Consider the following 15,843-nt stretch of genomic DNA (forward strand, 5'->3'; position numbering starts at 1 on the left):
TGTACAGAAAGCGCCCAGCCACGGGGCGGCTGGGCGCTAATGATAGCTGATTACCAACAACAGTTGACAAAGAGCCATTTTTTATTGGTTATTTAAATCTTCACTAAAGGTGTGTTTGCGTTCTTGCTTCAAAATCTTCATCATTTTACGGCGAGCGGCGAAGAACGGAATCCCAATATGGGACAGGTTACTCCGAAAACGCCAGCGGTAATGATAAGTTTTATCCGTTAACAACTCTGCCGACTGAACGTAATTGGCATAGCGAAACGCAAAGAGTTGATCTTCAAGAAAGTTGATCTCTTCATTGAAGGTTAAATGATGGGTCGTAATCATCGTTCGAATGAAGCACTTGTTCCACGAGAAGCCACCAACTGTGCCAAAATTAATGTTAGTGATGAGATCTTTTTGCGTATAAGTTTTGGCTGGACTAGGCACAGCTAAATAGCCAAAATGGCCGCAAATCACTAACTGTGTCTTTGGCGCAGCTTGATAGGCGGCTAAAAAAGCGGCTAAGAAGTTGGGTTCAACCCAATCATCGCCATCGACAAAGCAGAGGTATTTTCCTTTGGCAGCGGCCATCCCAGAGTTACGAGCGGCTGAAACGCCACGATTTTGGGCGTGGGTAATGACGTGAAAACGGTCATCACCCTTGATCAACGCCGCAATCTGGTCACCGGTGTCATCAGTTGAGCAGTCATTAACCACGATAACTTCAAAGTCAGTTACCGTTTGGCGTTGTAGACTGGTCAAGCAAGGATTAATAAATTTATGTTGATTGTACGCCGGTACAACCACTGAAAAAAGGGGTGCAGACACGCTAATTCCTCCATCGTAATTTGATATACTTTACCATTATAGCCGTAAAGTGTGATGAAATTATAGCGAATTGTCCTTTTTTGAGGATAATTTAATTATTTGCGAGATTGGTCGTGTGAAAATAGAGCGCTAGGTCGGGATAAACGAAGACCGTATGGGAAAAATCAAGTAAACTATTATTCTTATAATAATTGCAGGAATCGAGCGCCATGTATGTATCGCCATGACCTAGTTGGAGTAAACTCGCTTCTTCTTCCGTCAAATTCGTGAGTGACAAGTAATCATCACTATTGGCAATCCCAATGCCATAAGCTTCATTAAGAAAGTCCCAAATCGAACTATTTACGGCTTCTGGTGAGAGGTAAGGGACCACGGAACGCAAATAGTAGGCCTTTTCCAAACAATAGAGTTGATTATGCCAATAACGGAGGCGGATGACCCGATAGAGCTCGGAATTTTCTGCAATTTGCATTTGCTTCGCTAAAGCAGCGTCACTATGGATCGTGTCGAAGGTGACAATTTTAGAGACGAGGTCACGCGGATGCAACGCACTGCTAGGCATGGTTCTAGCAGATAAATTCACAACGGTTTTATGACGAAGCTGAATTGTGGCGATGAAATAGCCACTCCCTTGAACGCGGCGTAATAAGCCTTGTTGGTAGACCAAATCAATCGCTTTGCGGATCGTGTTGCGACTGACGTGATAGCGCGCCATCAATTGCGCTTCCGTGGGTAATTTTGTTTCGAATTCACCGTCTTGAATCGCATTAACGAGTTTGGTCGCAATATCACGGTACATAGAAATCACTTCTTTCATCTAAGGGATATTAATAGTCAAAAAATTTATGGGTACAAATTTAATAAATTCAGTTTATTTAAACATTAGGACTTGTCAAATTTGTACCCATGACTTATAATTCTAATTGTAATGAAAGCGGTTTAGTAAAGCAACCGCAGAATCACAATAAATTTAAAAACTATTTAGGAGCGTGTTTATTATGGCTGAAAAAACAATTATGTTGGTATGTGCTGCAGGAATGTCTACATCACTTTTAGTTTCAAAGATGCAAAAGGCTGCTGAAGCAGACGGAATCGATGCAGAAATTTTTGCAACCGCTGCCAGTGACGCCGATGCAAAATTGGCTGAAAAGAATCCTGACATTTTAATGCTTGGACCACAAGTTCGTTACATGTTAAGTGATTTCCAAAAACGTGTTGATATTCCTGTTGAAGTCATCAACATGCAAGACTACGGTATGATGAACGGCGAAAAGGTACTTAAAGAAGCCGAAGCATCAATGGCCAAATAATTAAATAACTAGAAGATGGGTGCTGCCAGACAGCGGATGAAGTTTAAAAACGGTCGGCAGCATTTTGATTGTGTGGGCACACGAAATAAGCTAAAAGGATGAGGATAATGGCAGAAGAAAATCAAGTACCAACAGAAAAAGAAGCAAGCTTAGAAACAATCATGGGATTAATTGTTAATGGTGGGAACGCGAAGAGCTCAGCTTTCGAAGCAATCAAAGCCGCTAAAGAAAACGACTTTGAAACCGCTGATGCAAAGTTAAAGGAAGCTGACAACTTCTTAACCGAAGCCCATAATTCTCAAACATCGATGTTAACCGCTGAAGCTAACGGTGAACACACCCATGTTTCATTACTCTTGGTCCATTCACAAGACCACATGATGAATGCCATTACTTTCCGGGATTTAGCTGGTGAAATTGTTGATTTATACCGTCGCTTAGCTGCTGAAGATAAATAATCACGTCTTTGGGGACCCAGACGAATACCTTGATGGTGTTGGTTGGGTCCTTCTTTCGTATCAAGGGCTTGCACTTGGAACGTAGATAGTCGATCGATTCCCGCCTGCCGGTCGTGGCCAGTTAGGGCTGGAACGCGGTGGGCACGTTTGGAAGCCACAGTGCGGTCTTCCAAGCCGGCCTTTTACTAAGCGGCCGGTAATTTCACCGCCCACTAAGTAAAATTTCACCGCTGAGTCCTAACTGACCACGACCTCTCGGCTAGCTAACGGTTAAAGAACGAAAATCACTAATAAATGTTGTCGTACTAGTACATTGGTAACGAAAATGGGTCGACGTTGTCGCTTCCGGCCGTCGCTGATTATATGCGGACGAGGGACTAGGCCAAGCCTGAAAAGCGGTCTTGGCCTTCGCCCGGAATGGTTGCAAAAACCGCAACTATCCCGGACCGTCCGTCCCGTAAGACCGGCAAAAGACGCCGCTCTAACGGGAATTTCACGTCCGATGCAATCAGCAACGCCCTCCGGCTAGGTTAATGGTTATAAAGTAACTGGCACTAAAAAGTGGTTGATTTGATTCTTAAAAGTCAATGAACGGATCGGCAATGTTTTGAACTTTCTAAATACTTTCATTGGCTATTCACATGTAACATTTGGCATGTAAATACTGCTACACTAGGATTAATAGCCACTAGTGTCCGTGCAACCTTTAGCAGTTAATACGTTAGTATCAATTCTGGTTGGGTTGATAATATACGAAATGGTCAATAAGATTAGTATGCTCGAAACTATCCGGGTGTAAGTTTGGGCTAAAACTTAGCTTGATTCGGTAGCGAAACTAGTGGCTGACGATACTTGCCTAAGTCTAATCGGGATGAGACGTTGTGAGGTATTCTAACGGTTAGTTTTGAAATTTTCCTGACGAAGCATTACCCAACGGGCGGTTGTTCATGACTAACAGAATGTATGGTTATGTAGCCGTGAGGGTGGGGGGATTTAGGGCTCAGTGGTGAAATTTTACTTGGCTGCCGGGTGATTTTACCGGCGGGTTAGTAAAAGGCCGGCTTTCGAGACCGCTTTGTGGCTCGAAAACGTGCCCACCACGTTCCAGCCCTAAATCCCCCCACCCGGAAGGCGGCAAGCAGGCTCTATCCAAACGATTTAAACAAATAACACAAGAGAAATTTAGGAGGATGCATTTATGGCAACAGGTTATAAAATGCCCAAAGATTTTCTTTGGGGCGGTGCGGTCGCTGCGCATCAATTAGAAGGCGGCTGGGAAGCCGGCGGTAAAGGTGTCAGCATCGCAGATGTCATGACTGCTGGGCGTCATGGTGTGCCACGGAAAGTGACCGATGGCGTTAAGGCTGGTGAAGTTTACCCGAACCACTGGGGCAATGATTTTTACCATCGCTATCCAGAGGATATTAAGTTGTTCGAAGAAATGGGCTTTAAGTGTTTTCGGACTTCAATCGCCTGGACCCGGATTTTTCCAAATGGTGATGAAGCAGAACCGAATGAAGCTGGTTTGAAGTTTTATGATGACATGTTTGACGATCTGTTAGCACATGGCATTCAACCAGTGATCACGTTGTCTCATTTTGAAATTCCTTACCATTTAGTTAAAAAGTATGGTGGCTTTTCTAACCGTAAGATGATCGACTTCTTCTTGAACTTTGCGAAGACGGTCTTCAAGCGTTACAAGAATAAGGTTAAGTATTGGATGACCTTTAACGAAATTAACAACCAAACTGCTTGGGACGATGCGCACCCATTGCTACAAAACTCCGGTTTGGAGCTTGGCAAGGACGACAATTGGGAACAAGCGATGTATCAAGCTGCCCATTATGAATTAGTGGCGAGTGCCTTGGCTGTACAAGCTGGTCACGAAATCAATCCTGATTTCCAAATTGGCTGCATGATTGCGATGTGCCCAATTTACCCATTGACCGCTAAGCCACAAGATATCATGATGGCTGAACGTGCCATGCAGAAGCGTTACTGGTTCGGTGACGTGCATTGCCGTGGCGAATACCCAGCTTGGTTGCCTAAGTATTTCGAACGCAAGGGCTTTGACCTAGATATCACCGCCGCTGACTTGGCAACTTTGAAGGCCGGCACGGTTGATTACGTTGGTTTCAGTTACTACATGTCCTTTGTTACTAAAGATCAAGGCGATGACCCTGAATATGATTTCAAGGAACCCGATGATTTTGTTGAAAATCCATACGTTGAAAAGTCCGACTGGGGCTGGCAAATTGATCCAACTGGGTTGCGTTATGCCATGAACTGGATGGAAGATCGTTGGCACTTACCACAATTCATCGTGGAAAATGGTTTCGGTGCGTATGACAAGAAGCAGGCTGACGGCAGCGTTCATGATGACTACCGGATTAGCTATTTCCGTGACCACATTAAGGCGATGGAAGAAGCAGTTGCGTTAGATGGGGTTAACTTGATTGGTTATACGCCATGGGGCTGCATCGACTTGGTCTCAGCTAGCACCGGTGAAATGGCTAAGCGTTATGGCTTTATCTACGTGGATGCTGATGATAATGGCGAAGGCAGCTTTGACCGGTCGAAGAAGGATTCCTTCAACTGGTATAAAGATGTTATTGCGAGTGACGGCGAAAAGTTATAGAAGGGACGATTATTAATGACAACGACTAAAAGTGGGTTACGTTCAGACTTTCTATGGGGTGGCGCGGTTGCCGCTCATCAACTAGAAGGCGGCTGGAATGCTGGTGGCAAAGGTGTCAGCATGGCAGATGTCATGACGGCCGGCGCGAACGGTGTGCCACGTGAAATTACCGATGGTGTGATTGCAGGTAAGAACTATCCGAACCATGCTGGGATTGACTTCTATGGTCACTATGAAGCAGATATTAAATTATTTGCCGAAATGGGTTTCAAATGTTTTCGGACGTCAATTGCCTGGACGCGGATTTTCCCAAATGGTGATGAAGCTGAACCAAATGAAGCCGGTTTGAAATTTTATGATGACATGTTCGATACTTGTCTCAAGTACGGCATTGAACCGGTCATCACGTTAGCTCATTTTGAAATGCCATACCACTTAGTTGAAAAATACGGTGGTTGGCGTAATCGGAAAGTCATTGATTACTTTGTGCATTACGCGGAAACGGTTTTCAAACGTTACCGGAACAAAGTTAAGTATTGGATGACTTTCAATGAAATTAATAATCAAACGACTTATACGAACCAATTTTTGATGGCGACCGATTCTGGGCTAGTTTTGAAGCCAGACGATCCTGATGCCGAAGCCTTGATGTATCAGGCGGCCCATTATGAAGTCGTCGCGAGTGCTTTGGCAGTTAAAATTGGTCATAAGATCAATCCTGATTTTAAGATCGGGAATATGATTAACATGACGCCAATTTACCCATTGACCGCGAAACCAGCGGACATCATGCAAGCAGAAAAAGCCATGCAACGGCGTTATTGGTTTGCCGATGTTCAGTCTTGGGGTTATTACCCACGTAACATGGAAGCCTATTTCAAGCAAACTGGGTTCCGGCCTGATATTACGGCGGAAGACCGAGAAGTCTTGTCTGAAGGGACCGTTGACTATATTGGGTTCAGTTATTACAACTCCAACACAGTCGCAGCTCAAAAAGACAATCCAAGCTATCACTTTGTCGGCACGGAAGCCGTTGATAACCCTTATTTGAAGACGAGCGAATGGGATTGGCCAATTGATCCCGAAGGCTTACGTTATTCCTTGAACTGGTTGCAAGACCGTTATAACAAGCCAATGATGATCGTCGAAAACGGGTTAGGCGCACGCGACAAAGTCGAGGCTGATGGGTCAATTCATGATCCATACCGGATTGACTATTTGCGGGCTCATATCGATCAAATGATCAAAGCTGTCAATGAAGATGGCGTTGACTTGATTGGTTACACACCTTGGGGTTGTATTGATTTAGTTTCAGCCGGGACCGGTCAGATGTCCAAACGTTATGGCTTTATCTACGTGGATAAAGACGATGACGGTCAAGGAACATTGGCTCGCTCGAAGAAAGACTCGTTCTATTGGTATCAGAAAGTGATTAAGACCAATGGGGCGGACATTAAGTAATTGAATTGAAATTATGAAACGAAAAGGGTCTGTATTGTCATTAAATGTGACGATGCAGGCTTTTTTAGGTTGGTATGTAAAAGGTTGCAAGATCAAAATTGCTAGTAACTACCGCCATGTCAATGATTAGGACATGAAGATTATTGACATGGCCGCTTCCAGTCACCACTGATAACATGCGGCCGCGGGACCGGGTCAAGCCTGAGAAACGTCTTGGCCCTCGCCCAGAATCCTTGCACAAATCGCAAGTGTCCCGGACCGTCCGTGGCGTAACGCCGGCACGTTTCTTGCCGGCGTTACGCCACCTTCACGACCGATGTTATCAGCGGTGACCTCCAGCTAAGTTAACTGTTTTTAGGTTAGGTTTAGTGGAGGCAACCAGAATTGTTGTACCATGTCGGCTTTGAATCGAAGTCGCAGACCCGTACCATGGCTGCGACTGTCCCGCATCTCAAAGTGATTCTACGTGACAGAGCGACGTCGGCCAGCTCGGCAATGTTTTGAGCTTTCTCAATGCTTTCATTGGTCATCCCTGAGTAATATTTCGTATGTAAATGCTGCTGCAATAGGAATACTAGCCACCTTACAATCTGCAGTTGGTGTGAGTAATTTGGCTGGCGGAATGACCGAAGATAGGTTGACCTTTAAATCATCAACATACGAATGATCTTTACCATCTATATCGAGTAATGTACAATTATCAGTAGATAAGACTTAAATCGGTGACAAAATCTTTTCAGCGGAGGCGAAGATGTATTTATATCCAAATTATTTGATTTGGCATATTTCTGACCAGTTAGTAATTGATCGGCTAGTAACCTTAATGGTGGCATATTCAGCTTGGTTCTTGATCGCGATATCATTGCAAGTCGTTGAGTTACTTAAAACTAAAAATGGCGGAATTAATCGGATTGTTGCTTCTAAATCAAGGCGAACCTTGATCCTGAGAATTTGTTTTCACATTATTTTGTGGTCATTTGGCGCAGTACAAATTTTGGCAATATATTTTAATCTACCGATTTCAAAGTTTCAATGGCATATTGGCTTTTTCTGCAATATCATTTTGATTGAACTGTTGATATATTCAGTACTTTTTGATTGGGTGGCGACTAAAAATGACGATTCAATTTCTCGAAGACTCACGGATGTGCAAAAAAGTACATTAACGAGATTTGTCCAGATACATATTACGACAACACTGATCTCAAATATTTCAATGATACCGACATTTGTCCTTGTGTACGATTACTTCACTGATTTTCCTAAAATACAATCCCTTATTTGGAATTAATCTAAAAAGGACCCACACAAAGCTAAATGCCTTTGTGTGGGTCCTTTAAACCTGTTTAGAAATAATCAATCAATGCTGGCTTTTCATGAACCAAAACGGCATCTAACCGTTGGGCTGCCGATAAGTCGCCGGTAAGTTGACCGTGTTGCCAGGTGCTCGTCAGTGAACGCGTGCCGAACAAGGCTTTGGTCAACTGCTGAATACTTAGTTGCAGCGCTGACGGCTTAGTTAGATCGGTCGTGAGTCGATTCAAGGTAACGTTGCCGGCAACTAGCTGTAAGTCCCAAATGCCTTGATTTTGTGCCAAGGTGTCATCGGTTACGGCTAGCCGAATTGGGGCCAGATCAGTCCCAGTAAAAGGATATTTCTTGATGAAGTCGTGCAACAAAACGATTCGCGTCATCATATAAGGAACGGTTTTGACGGTCAGTGGGTAAGGGTCAGCCAATAAATCCAGTCCATGGCCATCGCTAGGGCCGTCATAACTGAACGTTTCAAACGTCGTCCCGTGTTTCGTGACAAAATTAGCGAGTCGTTCAAACGCGACGGGCGTACTCGTCGACCATTCTTGAATGGCGAAGTTAGTGGCTTGTCGCTCATAAATCAGATAACCTTCAATGTTACCCGTGGCATTCCGATAAATGGCGACCGACCAATCATGTTTCAACTGGAGGTAGTTTAACCACCAGTCAGGGCGAATGAGGCCGCCACGTTGATTGGCCGGTTGGGCAGCGTAAAAGTCATTGACCAACGCCAGACCGTCATTGCCATAGCGGGTAATGGTCCCGCTGAAATCACTCGGCTTAATCCGCGGTAAGTCCTTGGCCGCAATGGTTTGGATCGTATGATTGAAAGTCTGCTCGTAACCGAATTTTCGGTAATAAGCGTATGAAAATGGGGCCAGATACGAGAGCTCGATATGGTTAGTGGCCATTTCATTGAGGGCAGCGGTCAGTAATTTACCGGCACCACCGCGGCCAGAATATTCTGGCGCACTCATCACGTCGCCAATCCCGTTCATCCCATAGTTAACACCGTGAAAGTTAATTTGAAACGGCAAGCTATACAGACCACTGACCAGTTTAGTTTGGTCATGAAGACCATAGATCCAGCCATGTTGGTAGCGGTCCATGAAGAAGGCCCGTCGTTCCGGGGTATCTTGCCGGTTAAAGGCATATTGGTATAACTGATAAAAGGCTTCGCGGTCCTCATCAGTTGTTAACCGTAAATTTTCTGTCATCAGTTACGCCTCCTTATTTAGCAGGTAAAAACTTGAAATCCATCCAAGGCACTAATAAGCCCATGATTGGGAGTTCTGCAGCTGGAATATGGCCAACCACGTTGATCCGACCAGTATTCTTGAAGTCGCGTAAGGCAATCTGAGTTTCACCTTTATATTGACCATATTCATCGTTGTCGATTAAGACATCACCAACGTGTACATCGTCGGTATGCTTGGCTGGGAAGTCTTCATCTTTGTAAATGACCCGCGTTTGTGATGAACGGATCACATAGTCGGAGCAATCGCCACGATAAGTTTGTGATTGGTTGAAGAGGGCGGCATTTTCGGCCTTTGAAAGGTCAGCTGGCGTTTCAACATGCAATAAAGGTAGTGGACTGAAGAAGACCTCACTAGCAGCCTTTAATTCAGCTTCGCTAGCATAGGCATTACCGATTAACACGTCGTCAATTAAACCGGTCAGCTTCAAATGTTGAACTTGAGTTGCAATTGGCAAGCCGCGATGGTCTTCTAACGTACAGAGACCATCTTGCATTGGCCAGGGCCCATAAGTTGCATCATTTGATGACACAAAGGCAGCGGTGTTAATGCCGTATTGCCGATATTGTTTAGAAGTTTCGACAAAGTAGTTAACGCCTAAACCAGTATATTGTTGTGGATAAAAATTATGGGAACCTAATAAATTATCTTTTTCAGGATAGTAGTCCATAATCGTGTCAACGTAGTGCGTGCCTTTCGACATGTTGACTTCGATTTTGATGCCGTACTCGTTATGCGTCATCCGGGCTTCTTCTTGACCCGTGAATCCAAGGTCTAAACGGACTCCCCAGGCGCCTAAGTTGTGGAAAAATGAGAGATCGTCATAAGAAACGCCAAGTTGCTTGAACAAGTCGGGGTTAACATCGACCATAACTTGTAACCCTAATTTGTTGGCATAAGTGATGACTTTTTTGAAATTAGCGACCACTTCATCTTTGTTGCCTTTAATTTCTAGTAATGAAGTGAACACTCGTTGATAACCATACTTCGCTGCTAGATCTAAATAAGCAGCATCCTTTTCAAAGGTTGACCGTTCGGGATAAACGGATACGCCAAGTTTACTCATAAATTAATTCCTCCATGATAGTCGTAGTTGTATTCGCTTTCATTGTAGCATGATTAATTGGTCCATACCAGCGAAAACCACGAATTTGTTGGTACAAATTTGACTGCTGTTTTTATCGACGGGATTATGCTACGCTTTGAGTATTAATTGGACAGCGTGAACGATTGTTTTTTCAGTTACGGCTGGGCTGCGAGGATACTGGCCCATCTAAAGCTATCGGAAAGATTGTCGGTCATGATGAACAGACTATAATGGAGGAATTAACATGACATTTGAAGCAATTTTACCCGCATTGAAAAAAGGTCAAAAGGCGGTACGAACTGGTTGGGAAGGTACCGAACTGTACGTGGTATTACAACCAACGACTACTTATCAAGGCGATGTCCTGAATCCTTACTTCCTAATTAAGACGGCCGACGAAGCCTTTAGCCTGTGGTCACCAACGGATTGCGACATCTTGGCCGAAGATTGGCAACTTGTCGACTAATGCAATTTAGTGAGTATCAGGGCCAGACCGTACTGATTACCGGGGCCGCGTCAGGAATTGGCTTCGCACAAGTGCAGGCTTTCCTGGCACAAGGCGCCAAGGTCATTGCGATTGATCGACAACTAGAACCAGCGGAACTTTTAAAAAATTCCGACTTAACTTATCAAGTTGCGGATGTCTGTGATGAATCGGCATTGGTGACAGCGATCAAGACCGGGATGGCAAAATTGGGTCAGCCCCAGATTGTCTGTAACACCGCCGGCAAATTAGATGCGTATCGGCCAACTTTAGACACGAGCATGGCACAGTGGCAAGACATCTTTGCCACCGACGTCACCAGCCAATTTATCGTGACGAATACCGTGTTGCCAAGTATGCTAGCGGCCAAGCAAGGAGTCTTTGTCAATATGGCGTCCATTGCTGGATTGGTCGCTGGTGGCGGTGGTGCGGCATATACGGCAGCTAAGCACGCAATTATTGGCTACACGAAACAGTTGGATTTGGATTATGCGGCGAAGGGCATTCGCGCGAACTGTATTGCACCGGGCGCCATTGATACGCCCATGAATGCGGCTGATTTTGCCGGTGATGGCAAGATGGCTAAGTGGGTCGCAAGTGAGACCCCCGCCAAACGCTGGGCCAAACCGCAAGAAGTGGCCGATTTAACGCTATTTTTGGCGAGCCGGCATGCGGATTATATTCATGGCACGGTGACCCCAATTGATGGTGGTTGGTTAGAAAAGTAGGTGTGAGACGTATGACGGATTGTATCTTTTGTCAGCCACAGCCGTATGTGCTCGAAAATGAGCGGGCGGCGGCATTTTTTGATATTCATCCGGTTAGTCTAGGCCATTTGTTGATTATTCCAAAGCAGCATTATGCGACGTTTTTTGACGTTCCCCAGGTTGATAAACAGGCGATGGCGGACTTGATTGATCTGGCTAAGACCTATTTAGATGAACGCTATCGGCCAGATGGGTATAATATTGGCATCAACGTCGGTGCGGCTGCGGGACAAACGGTGATGCATTGTCATGTCCATTTGATTCCGCGTTACCATGGTGATAGTCCACATCCAGAAGGTGGGATTCGCAAACTATTGCCGTCTGAAAAATAGGATTGAGAGAAGGAACTTGTAAATGGCAGATGCATTGGATAAGGCTGGCCGTCAAGGGACAGTTCTAAGAAAAGAGCAAGTTTACAGCGGGCCAATTTTTAACTTGGTTAAGGAAACGATTAAAACGCCGGATGGCTTAGAAGTTGAACGGGATTTGATTGATCATGGCAACGCTGTGACGATTTTAGCGCTGACTGCGGATGATCAAGTGGTATTGGGCACGGAATATCGGGTCGGCCGTAATTCGGAAACAATCGGGTTACCAGCGGGCTTAATTAATGCGGGTGAGGCACCGTTAACCGCAGCTAAACGGGAACTACAAGAAGAAACTGGTTATATTGCGCATGATAGCCAAATTATGACAACAATTAGTTCTTCGGAGGGCTTTACCAATGAAGCGGTGAGCTTGATTTTGACGCACATTGATCCCAATGAACATGGCGACCGCCATTTTGATCATGATGAATATGTCAATACGCAGTTAGTACCATTGCCGCAAGTCATCGACTTGTTGAAAGCGGGTAAGATTCGCTCAGCCCAAGGCATTTGTGCGATTACTTGGTATTTGAACTTCATTCGAAAGGGTTAACCGATGGACTTAAGCGATAAATTCAATTATATGGCAACAGGTGACCCTTATAATGACTTGGACTCTGAATTGGTCGAAGCCCGACGAGTGGCCACGCTTAAGACGACCGCTTTAAATACCGCTACTGGAACTGAAAAAGAAAGCTTGTTTCGGCAATTGGTCGGTAAAGCTGGTGAGTCTCCAGTTGTTGAACCTAATTTTCGGGTTGAGTTTGGGCGTAACATTCGGGTTGGTGATGCTTTTTATGCTAACTATGATTGTGTGATGCTAGACGGTGCGCCAATTACGATTGGTAGTCGTGTTCTCTTTGGCCCTAAAGTTGGGCTGTATACGAGTAATCATCTCTTTGACGCGCGTGAACGTGAACTTGGTGGCTGTATTGCGAAACCAATTACGGTTGGTGATCGTTGTTGGCTGGCTGCCAATGTGACAGTTTTACCCGGCGTGACCATTGGGGCAGGGACAATCATTGGCGCGGGGAGCGTTGTGACGCATGACATACCTGCCGGAGTAATTGCGGCTGGCAATCCTTGTCAGGTCATCCGAGCAATTACCGCAGCTGATCAGACTGGCTTTACTGGTGAACAGTTCAAGCTGTCTCGTGGTTAGTGTTACTTCCGGTTGGGACTGATCGCATGCGGTCGTGGGACCGGTCCAAGCCAAGTACGTCTTGGACCTCGCGACCGATGTGATCAGTCCCAACCTACAGCGATTAAGCTTAGCGTTTACCACGAATTTAGTTTTGGAACGACTGTTACTGATATGGTTCTGTTCACGTTGCTTTTGATGACTTAATAATCTGATTAACCATATTATTTGAATAAATCGAAAAAAATAAGGCCTCCGTATTTGACGGTGACCTTATTTTAGTTTAATGACATAAATTTGAAAGTTGTATGGTTTAGTGGAGCGCCACTCACAACAACTCTAAATTAGAAGCGTCCGTTAGCAATTAAGACTTAAACCAGGCCAAAATATTGTTCCAAGAAAACTGCCACGCCATCCGCATCATTGTTCAAGGTGTGATCTGATGCAGCCGCCTTGACAGCGGGAATCGCGTTATCCATGGCGACCCCAACTTTCGCGGCCGCTAGCATGCCGAGGTCGTTTTCTTCGTCACCAAACGCCATTAGATTGCTGTAATCTTCGTCAAAGTGGGCGAGGAGTTGTTTTAAGCCACTGGCTTTATCGGTGTGCTGTGGTAAAAATTCTAATAAATTACGTCGTGAAGGCACTGCATGGAATTTAGCGGTGATTTCAGCAGGTAACTGGTCGCGATTGTCAACGGCTTTGGCCGAAGCGCTGACGACTTTACCGAACTTATCATCAGCAGGTAGGTCGGCAAAGGTGACATCACTGAAAGGCATCAGACCTTTTAAAAAGGCCTCATATTCAGATTTTCCTAAATCGACTAGTGAGAAGACCTGGGTCAAATCAATGGCATCTAATGGAATGCCTAATTTTTGGGCATAGGCGTGTAAGGGGGCAATGTCAGCCTTACTTAGACTCGTCCGGGCGAGAATATCACCGGTCGCATTTTGTTGGACTAGCCCGCCGTTGAAGGTGATTGAATAATCAGTTGTTTCCATTAAGCCGAGTTGATTCAGCAGTGGCTGAATCGCCTTGATCGGCCGGCCAGTGCAGAGGACGACCCGGATACCATTAGTGTGTAATTGTTTAAGCACTTTCTCATTCCGCGGTGAAATCGTCTTTTCAGAAGTGAGCAAGGTATTATCTAAATCCAACGCAATCGTTGTAATCATGACAAGTTTCCTTTCTAAAGCTTAGTTTAAATGCAAAATTTGTTGAATCGCGGCGCCCATTTTGGCAGTTTCAGTCACTTGATCATGTCGTATTGGGGCCTTCCGTAGTTTTTCGACGGTGGCTGGAATTGGCGTTTTAATCAATTCGTGTAATTGGTCGACTGCAGTTAACCCATCCACATCGACCGCAGCCCCAGTAATTGCGGATAAAACGGCTTGTGGGAATTTATATGGACTCGCGGTTGAGACAACTACCATTGGCCGTTGATCTTTAGTTGCCGTGCGATACTGTTTGGCAACGGCCGACGCCACTGCGGTATGAGGGTCAATCGTATAATGATGATGGGCAGATAAGTGGTGAATTTCCGCCTGATCTTGCCCCTCGGTGACGAAACCAGCCCAGAAGTCTTTAATTGCTTGGCGCATGGTTGGCGTTAACTGGTACTGCCCGGTCGCCTTTAAATCAGCCATTAGACTGGCGGTCTGAACGGGATCTTCCCCAGTTAAGTAGAAGATTAACCGTTCTAAGTTACTTGAAACGAGAATATCCATCGAGGGTGAACTCGTTAAGAAAAAGTCGCGATTTTTGTTATAAACGCCAGTATTAAAGAAATCGGTCAAGACATTATTACGGTTTGACGCACAAATTAATTTGTGAATGGGGGTTCCCAATTGTTTAGCATAATAGCCCGCCAAAATATCGCCAAAATTGCCAGTAGGGACGCTAAAATTGACTTCGTCGCCGTTCTTGATCTGACCCTGCTTAATTAATTGGGCATAGGCGTAGACGTAGTAGGCAACTTGTGGAAAGAGGCGGCCAATGTTGATTGAGTTGGCACTCGAAAATTGAAATTGATTGGCAGCCAGTTTTTGATGCAAGTCCGGGTCGTTTAAAAGTTCCTTAACCTTAGTCTGAGCTTCGTCAAAGTTGCCGTTAATGGCTACCACATAAGTATTATCACCAGTTTGGGTAATCATCTGTTGTTTTTGAATGGCGCTGACCCCATCTTTTGGATAGAACACGATAATGCGCGTTTGGGGAACGTCAGCGAAGCCTGCCATGGCAGCCTTACCAGTATCGCCAGAAGTGGCCGTCAAAATAACGACTTCGCTTTCGAGTTGGTTCTTTTTTGCGGCGGTCGTCATCAATTGTGGCAAAATTTGTAAAGCCAAGTCTTTGAAGGCAATTGTCGGGCCATGAAAAAGTTCTAAATAGTATTGTTTGCCATGTTTCGTGACTGGCGCAATGGCAGGATCGTCAAATTGATCGCCATAAGCCGCACGGATGCAAGCTTTTAATTCAGTCTCGCTGTAGTCGGTGAAAAATAATTTTAGTACCTCGTAAGCAACTTCTTGGTAGGACAGTGTTGCGAGTTGGTCGAAATCGAAATGGGCGGTTGGCAAGTTGACCGGGACAAATAGGCCGCCGTCGGGTGTTAACCCTTGCAAGACCGCTTGTGAACTAGTCATGGTGTGACTTGCAGTTTCTCGGGTACTGCGATAAAGTGTTTCCATGGATGAACGTCCTTTCAATTGATTTTGTCTAAATGATACACTAAATTAGACGG

Annotated in this window: 16 protein-coding genes; 10 read left to right on the forward strand and 6 right to left on the reverse strand. The window is 45.1% G+C overall.

What is annotated here, in order from left to right:
* Positions 1-81 precede the first annotated feature (81 nt).
* Both FFM74_RS10970 and FFM74_RS10975 read right to left on the reverse strand, forming a co-directional pair.
* Entirely contained in the window at positions 82-816 is a 735-nt protein-coding gene (locus FFM74_RS10970; RefSeq protein WP_137626673.1) for a glycosyltransferase family 2 protein, read from the reverse strand.
* A 91-nt stretch (positions 817-907) separates the two neighbouring features.
* Entirely contained in the window at positions 908-1,615 is a 708-nt protein-coding gene (locus tag FFM74_RS10975) for a GntR family transcriptional regulator (protein WP_137626725.1), read from the reverse strand.
* A gap of 199 nt (positions 1,616-1,814) precedes the next feature.
* On the opposite strand from FFM74_RS10975, the gene FFM74_RS10980 reads away from it, so the two are divergent.
* The 5 genes from FFM74_RS10980 (at position 1,815) to FFM74_RS11000 (ending at position 7,974) form a co-directional block, all read left to right on the forward strand.
* Positions 1,815-2,126, forward strand: coding sequence for a PTS sugar transporter subunit IIB (locus FFM74_RS10980; protein WP_137606760.1), 312 nt, complete (start codon positions 1,815-1,817; stop codon positions 2,124-2,126).
* A gap of 107 nt (positions 2,127-2,233) precedes the next feature.
* Positions 2,234-2,584, forward strand: coding sequence for a PTS sugar transporter subunit IIA (locus tag FFM74_RS10985; RefSeq protein WP_137626674.1), 351 nt, complete (start codon positions 2,234-2,236; stop codon positions 2,582-2,584).
* Positions 2,585-3,782: 1,198 nt separating this feature from the next.
* Positions 3,783-5,222 carry a 6-phospho-beta-glucosidase gene (locus tag FFM74_RS10990; RefSeq protein ID WP_137626675.1) on the forward strand — a complete coding sequence of 480 codons (1,440 nt, stop codon included), beginning with the start codon at positions 3,783-3,785 and terminating at the stop codon, positions 5,220-5,222.
* A gap of 15 nt (positions 5,223-5,237) precedes the next feature.
* Complete coding sequence (locus tag FFM74_RS10995) at positions 5,238-6,683, forward strand: 6-phospho-beta-glucosidase (protein ID WP_137626676.1); 1,446 nt, start codon at positions 5,238-5,240, stop codon at positions 6,681-6,683.
* Positions 6,684-7,434: 751 nt separating this feature from the next.
* Entirely contained in the window at positions 7,435-7,974 is a 540-nt protein-coding gene (locus tag FFM74_RS11000; RefSeq protein WP_137626677.1) for a hypothetical protein, read from the forward strand.
* A 55-nt stretch (positions 7,975-8,029) separates the two neighbouring features.
* Here the strand turns inward: FFM74_RS11000 and FFM74_RS11005 are convergent, their stop codons facing one another.
* Positions 8,030-9,214, reverse strand: coding sequence for a GNAT family N-acetyltransferase (locus tag FFM74_RS11005; protein ID WP_137626678.1), 1,185 nt, complete (start codon positions 9,212-9,214; stop codon positions 8,030-8,032).
* Between the two features lie 13 nt (positions 9,215-9,227).
* Positions 9,228-10,319: a DUF871 domain-containing protein gene (locus tag FFM74_RS11010; protein ID WP_137626679.1), complete on the reverse strand. Its 1,092-nt coding sequence runs from the start codon at positions 10,317-10,319 to the stop codon at positions 9,228-9,230.
* A gap of 265 nt (positions 10,320-10,584) precedes the next feature.
* Here FFM74_RS11010 and FFM74_RS11015 point away from each other — a divergent pair, with 265 nt between their 5' ends.
* Genes FFM74_RS11015 through FFM74_RS11035 form a run of 5 tightly spaced genes read left to right on the forward strand, consistent with a single transcriptional unit; the run spans position 10,585 to position 13,121 of the window.
* The gene (locus tag FFM74_RS11015; RefSeq protein WP_137606753.1) at positions 10,585-10,806 is read left to right on the forward strand and encodes a DUF2829 domain-containing protein; all 222 of its coding nucleotides are present in this window, start codon (positions 10,585-10,587) and stop codon (positions 10,804-10,806) included.
* Positions 10,806-11,552 (forward strand): 3-oxoacyl-ACP reductase, encoded by a 747-nt coding sequence (locus tag FFM74_RS11020; protein ID WP_137626680.1) that lies wholly within the window; start codon positions 10,806-10,808, stop codon positions 11,550-11,552. The genes FFM74_RS11015 and FFM74_RS11020 overlap by 1 nt, the downstream gene beginning before the upstream one ends.
* Before the next feature lie 11 nt (positions 11,553-11,563).
* Positions 11,564-11,923 (forward strand): HIT family protein, encoded by a 360-nt coding sequence (locus FFM74_RS11025; protein WP_137626681.1) that lies wholly within the window; start codon positions 11,564-11,566, stop codon positions 11,921-11,923.
* Between the two features lie 22 nt (positions 11,924-11,945).
* Positions 11,946-12,512, forward strand: coding sequence for an NUDIX hydrolase (locus FFM74_RS11030; protein WP_137626682.1), 567 nt, complete (start codon positions 11,946-11,948; stop codon positions 12,510-12,512).
* Between the two features lie 3 nt (positions 12,513-12,515).
* Positions 12,516-13,121 (forward strand): sugar O-acetyltransferase, encoded by a 606-nt coding sequence (locus tag FFM74_RS11035; RefSeq protein WP_137626683.1) that lies wholly within the window; start codon positions 12,516-12,518, stop codon positions 13,119-13,121.
* Positions 13,122-13,471: 350 nt separating this feature from the next.
* Here FFM74_RS11035 and FFM74_RS11040 read toward each other — a convergent pair whose 3' ends face one another.
* Both FFM74_RS11040 and thrC read right to left on the reverse strand, forming a co-directional pair.
* The gene (locus FFM74_RS11040) at positions 13,472-14,275 is read right to left on the reverse strand and encodes a Cof-type HAD-IIB family hydrolase (RefSeq protein WP_137626684.1); all 804 of its coding nucleotides are present in this window, start codon (positions 14,273-14,275) and stop codon (positions 13,472-13,474) included.
* Between the two features lie 21 nt (positions 14,276-14,296).
* Positions 14,297-15,790, reverse strand: a complete 1,494-nt coding sequence (thrC, locus tag FFM74_RS11045; RefSeq protein ID WP_137626685.1) for a threonine synthase — start codon at positions 15,788-15,790, stop codon at positions 14,297-14,299.
* Positions 15,791-15,843: the final 53 nt, after the last annotated feature.

Source organism: Lactiplantibacillus pingfangensis, from assembly GCF_005404945.1.
Lineage (GTDB): Bacteria > Bacillota > Bacilli > Lactobacillales > Lactobacillaceae > Lactiplantibacillus > Lactiplantibacillus pingfangensis.

Excerpts from the sequence above, each read along its gene's own strand:
- FFM74_RS10995 (WP_137626676.1), top strand. The coding sequence starts at position 5,238 with ATGACAACGACTAAAAGTGGGTTACGTTCAGACTTTCTATGGGGTGGC.
- FFM74_RS11035 (WP_137626683.1), top strand. The coding sequence starts at position 12,516 with ATGGACTTAAGCGATAAATTCAATTATATGGCAACAGGTGACCCTTAT.
- FFM74_RS10980 (WP_137606760.1), top strand. The coding sequence starts at position 1,815 with ATGGCTGAAAAAACAATTATGTTGGTATGTGCTGCAGGAATGTCTACA.
- FFM74_RS11015 (WP_137606753.1), top strand. The coding sequence starts at position 10,585 with ATGACATTTGAAGCAATTTTACCCGCATTGAAAAAAGGTCAAAAGGCG.
- FFM74_RS11005 (WP_137626678.1), bottom strand. The coding sequence starts at position 9,214 with ATGACAGAAAATTTACGGTTAACAACTGATGAGGACCGCGAAGCCTTT.
- FFM74_RS11000 (WP_137626677.1), top strand. The coding sequence starts at position 7,435 with ATGTATTTATATCCAAATTATTTGATTTGGCATATTTCTGACCAGTTA.
- thrC (WP_137626685.1), bottom strand. The coding sequence starts at position 15,790 with ATGGAAACACTTTATCGCAGTACCCGAGAAACTGCAAGTCACACCATG.
- FFM74_RS11040 (WP_137626684.1), bottom strand. The coding sequence starts at position 14,275 with ATGATTACAACGATTGCGTTGGATTTAGATAATACCTTGCTCACTTCT.
- FFM74_RS10975 (WP_137626725.1), bottom strand. The coding sequence starts at position 1,615 with ATGTACCGTGATATTGCGACCAAACTCGTTAATGCGATTCAAGACGGT.
- FFM74_RS11025 (WP_137626681.1), top strand. The coding sequence starts at position 11,564 with ATGACGGATTGTATCTTTTGTCAGCCACAGCCGTATGTGCTCGAAAAT.
- FFM74_RS10990 (WP_137626675.1), top strand. The coding sequence starts at position 3,783 with ATGGCAACAGGTTATAAAATGCCCAAAGATTTTCTTTGGGGCGGTGCG.
- FFM74_RS11010 (WP_137626679.1), bottom strand. The coding sequence starts at position 10,319 with ATGAGTAAACTTGGCGTATCCGTTTATCCCGAACGGTCAACCTTTGAA.
- FFM74_RS11030 (WP_137626682.1), top strand. The coding sequence starts at position 11,946 with ATGGCAGATGCATTGGATAAGGCTGGCCGTCAAGGGACAGTTCTAAGA.
- FFM74_RS11020 (WP_137626680.1), top strand. The coding sequence starts at position 10,806 with ATGCAATTTAGTGAGTATCAGGGCCAGACCGTACTGATTACCGGGGCC.
- FFM74_RS10985 (WP_137626674.1), top strand. The coding sequence starts at position 2,234 with ATGGCAGAAGAAAATCAAGTACCAACAGAAAAAGAAGCAAGCTTAGAA.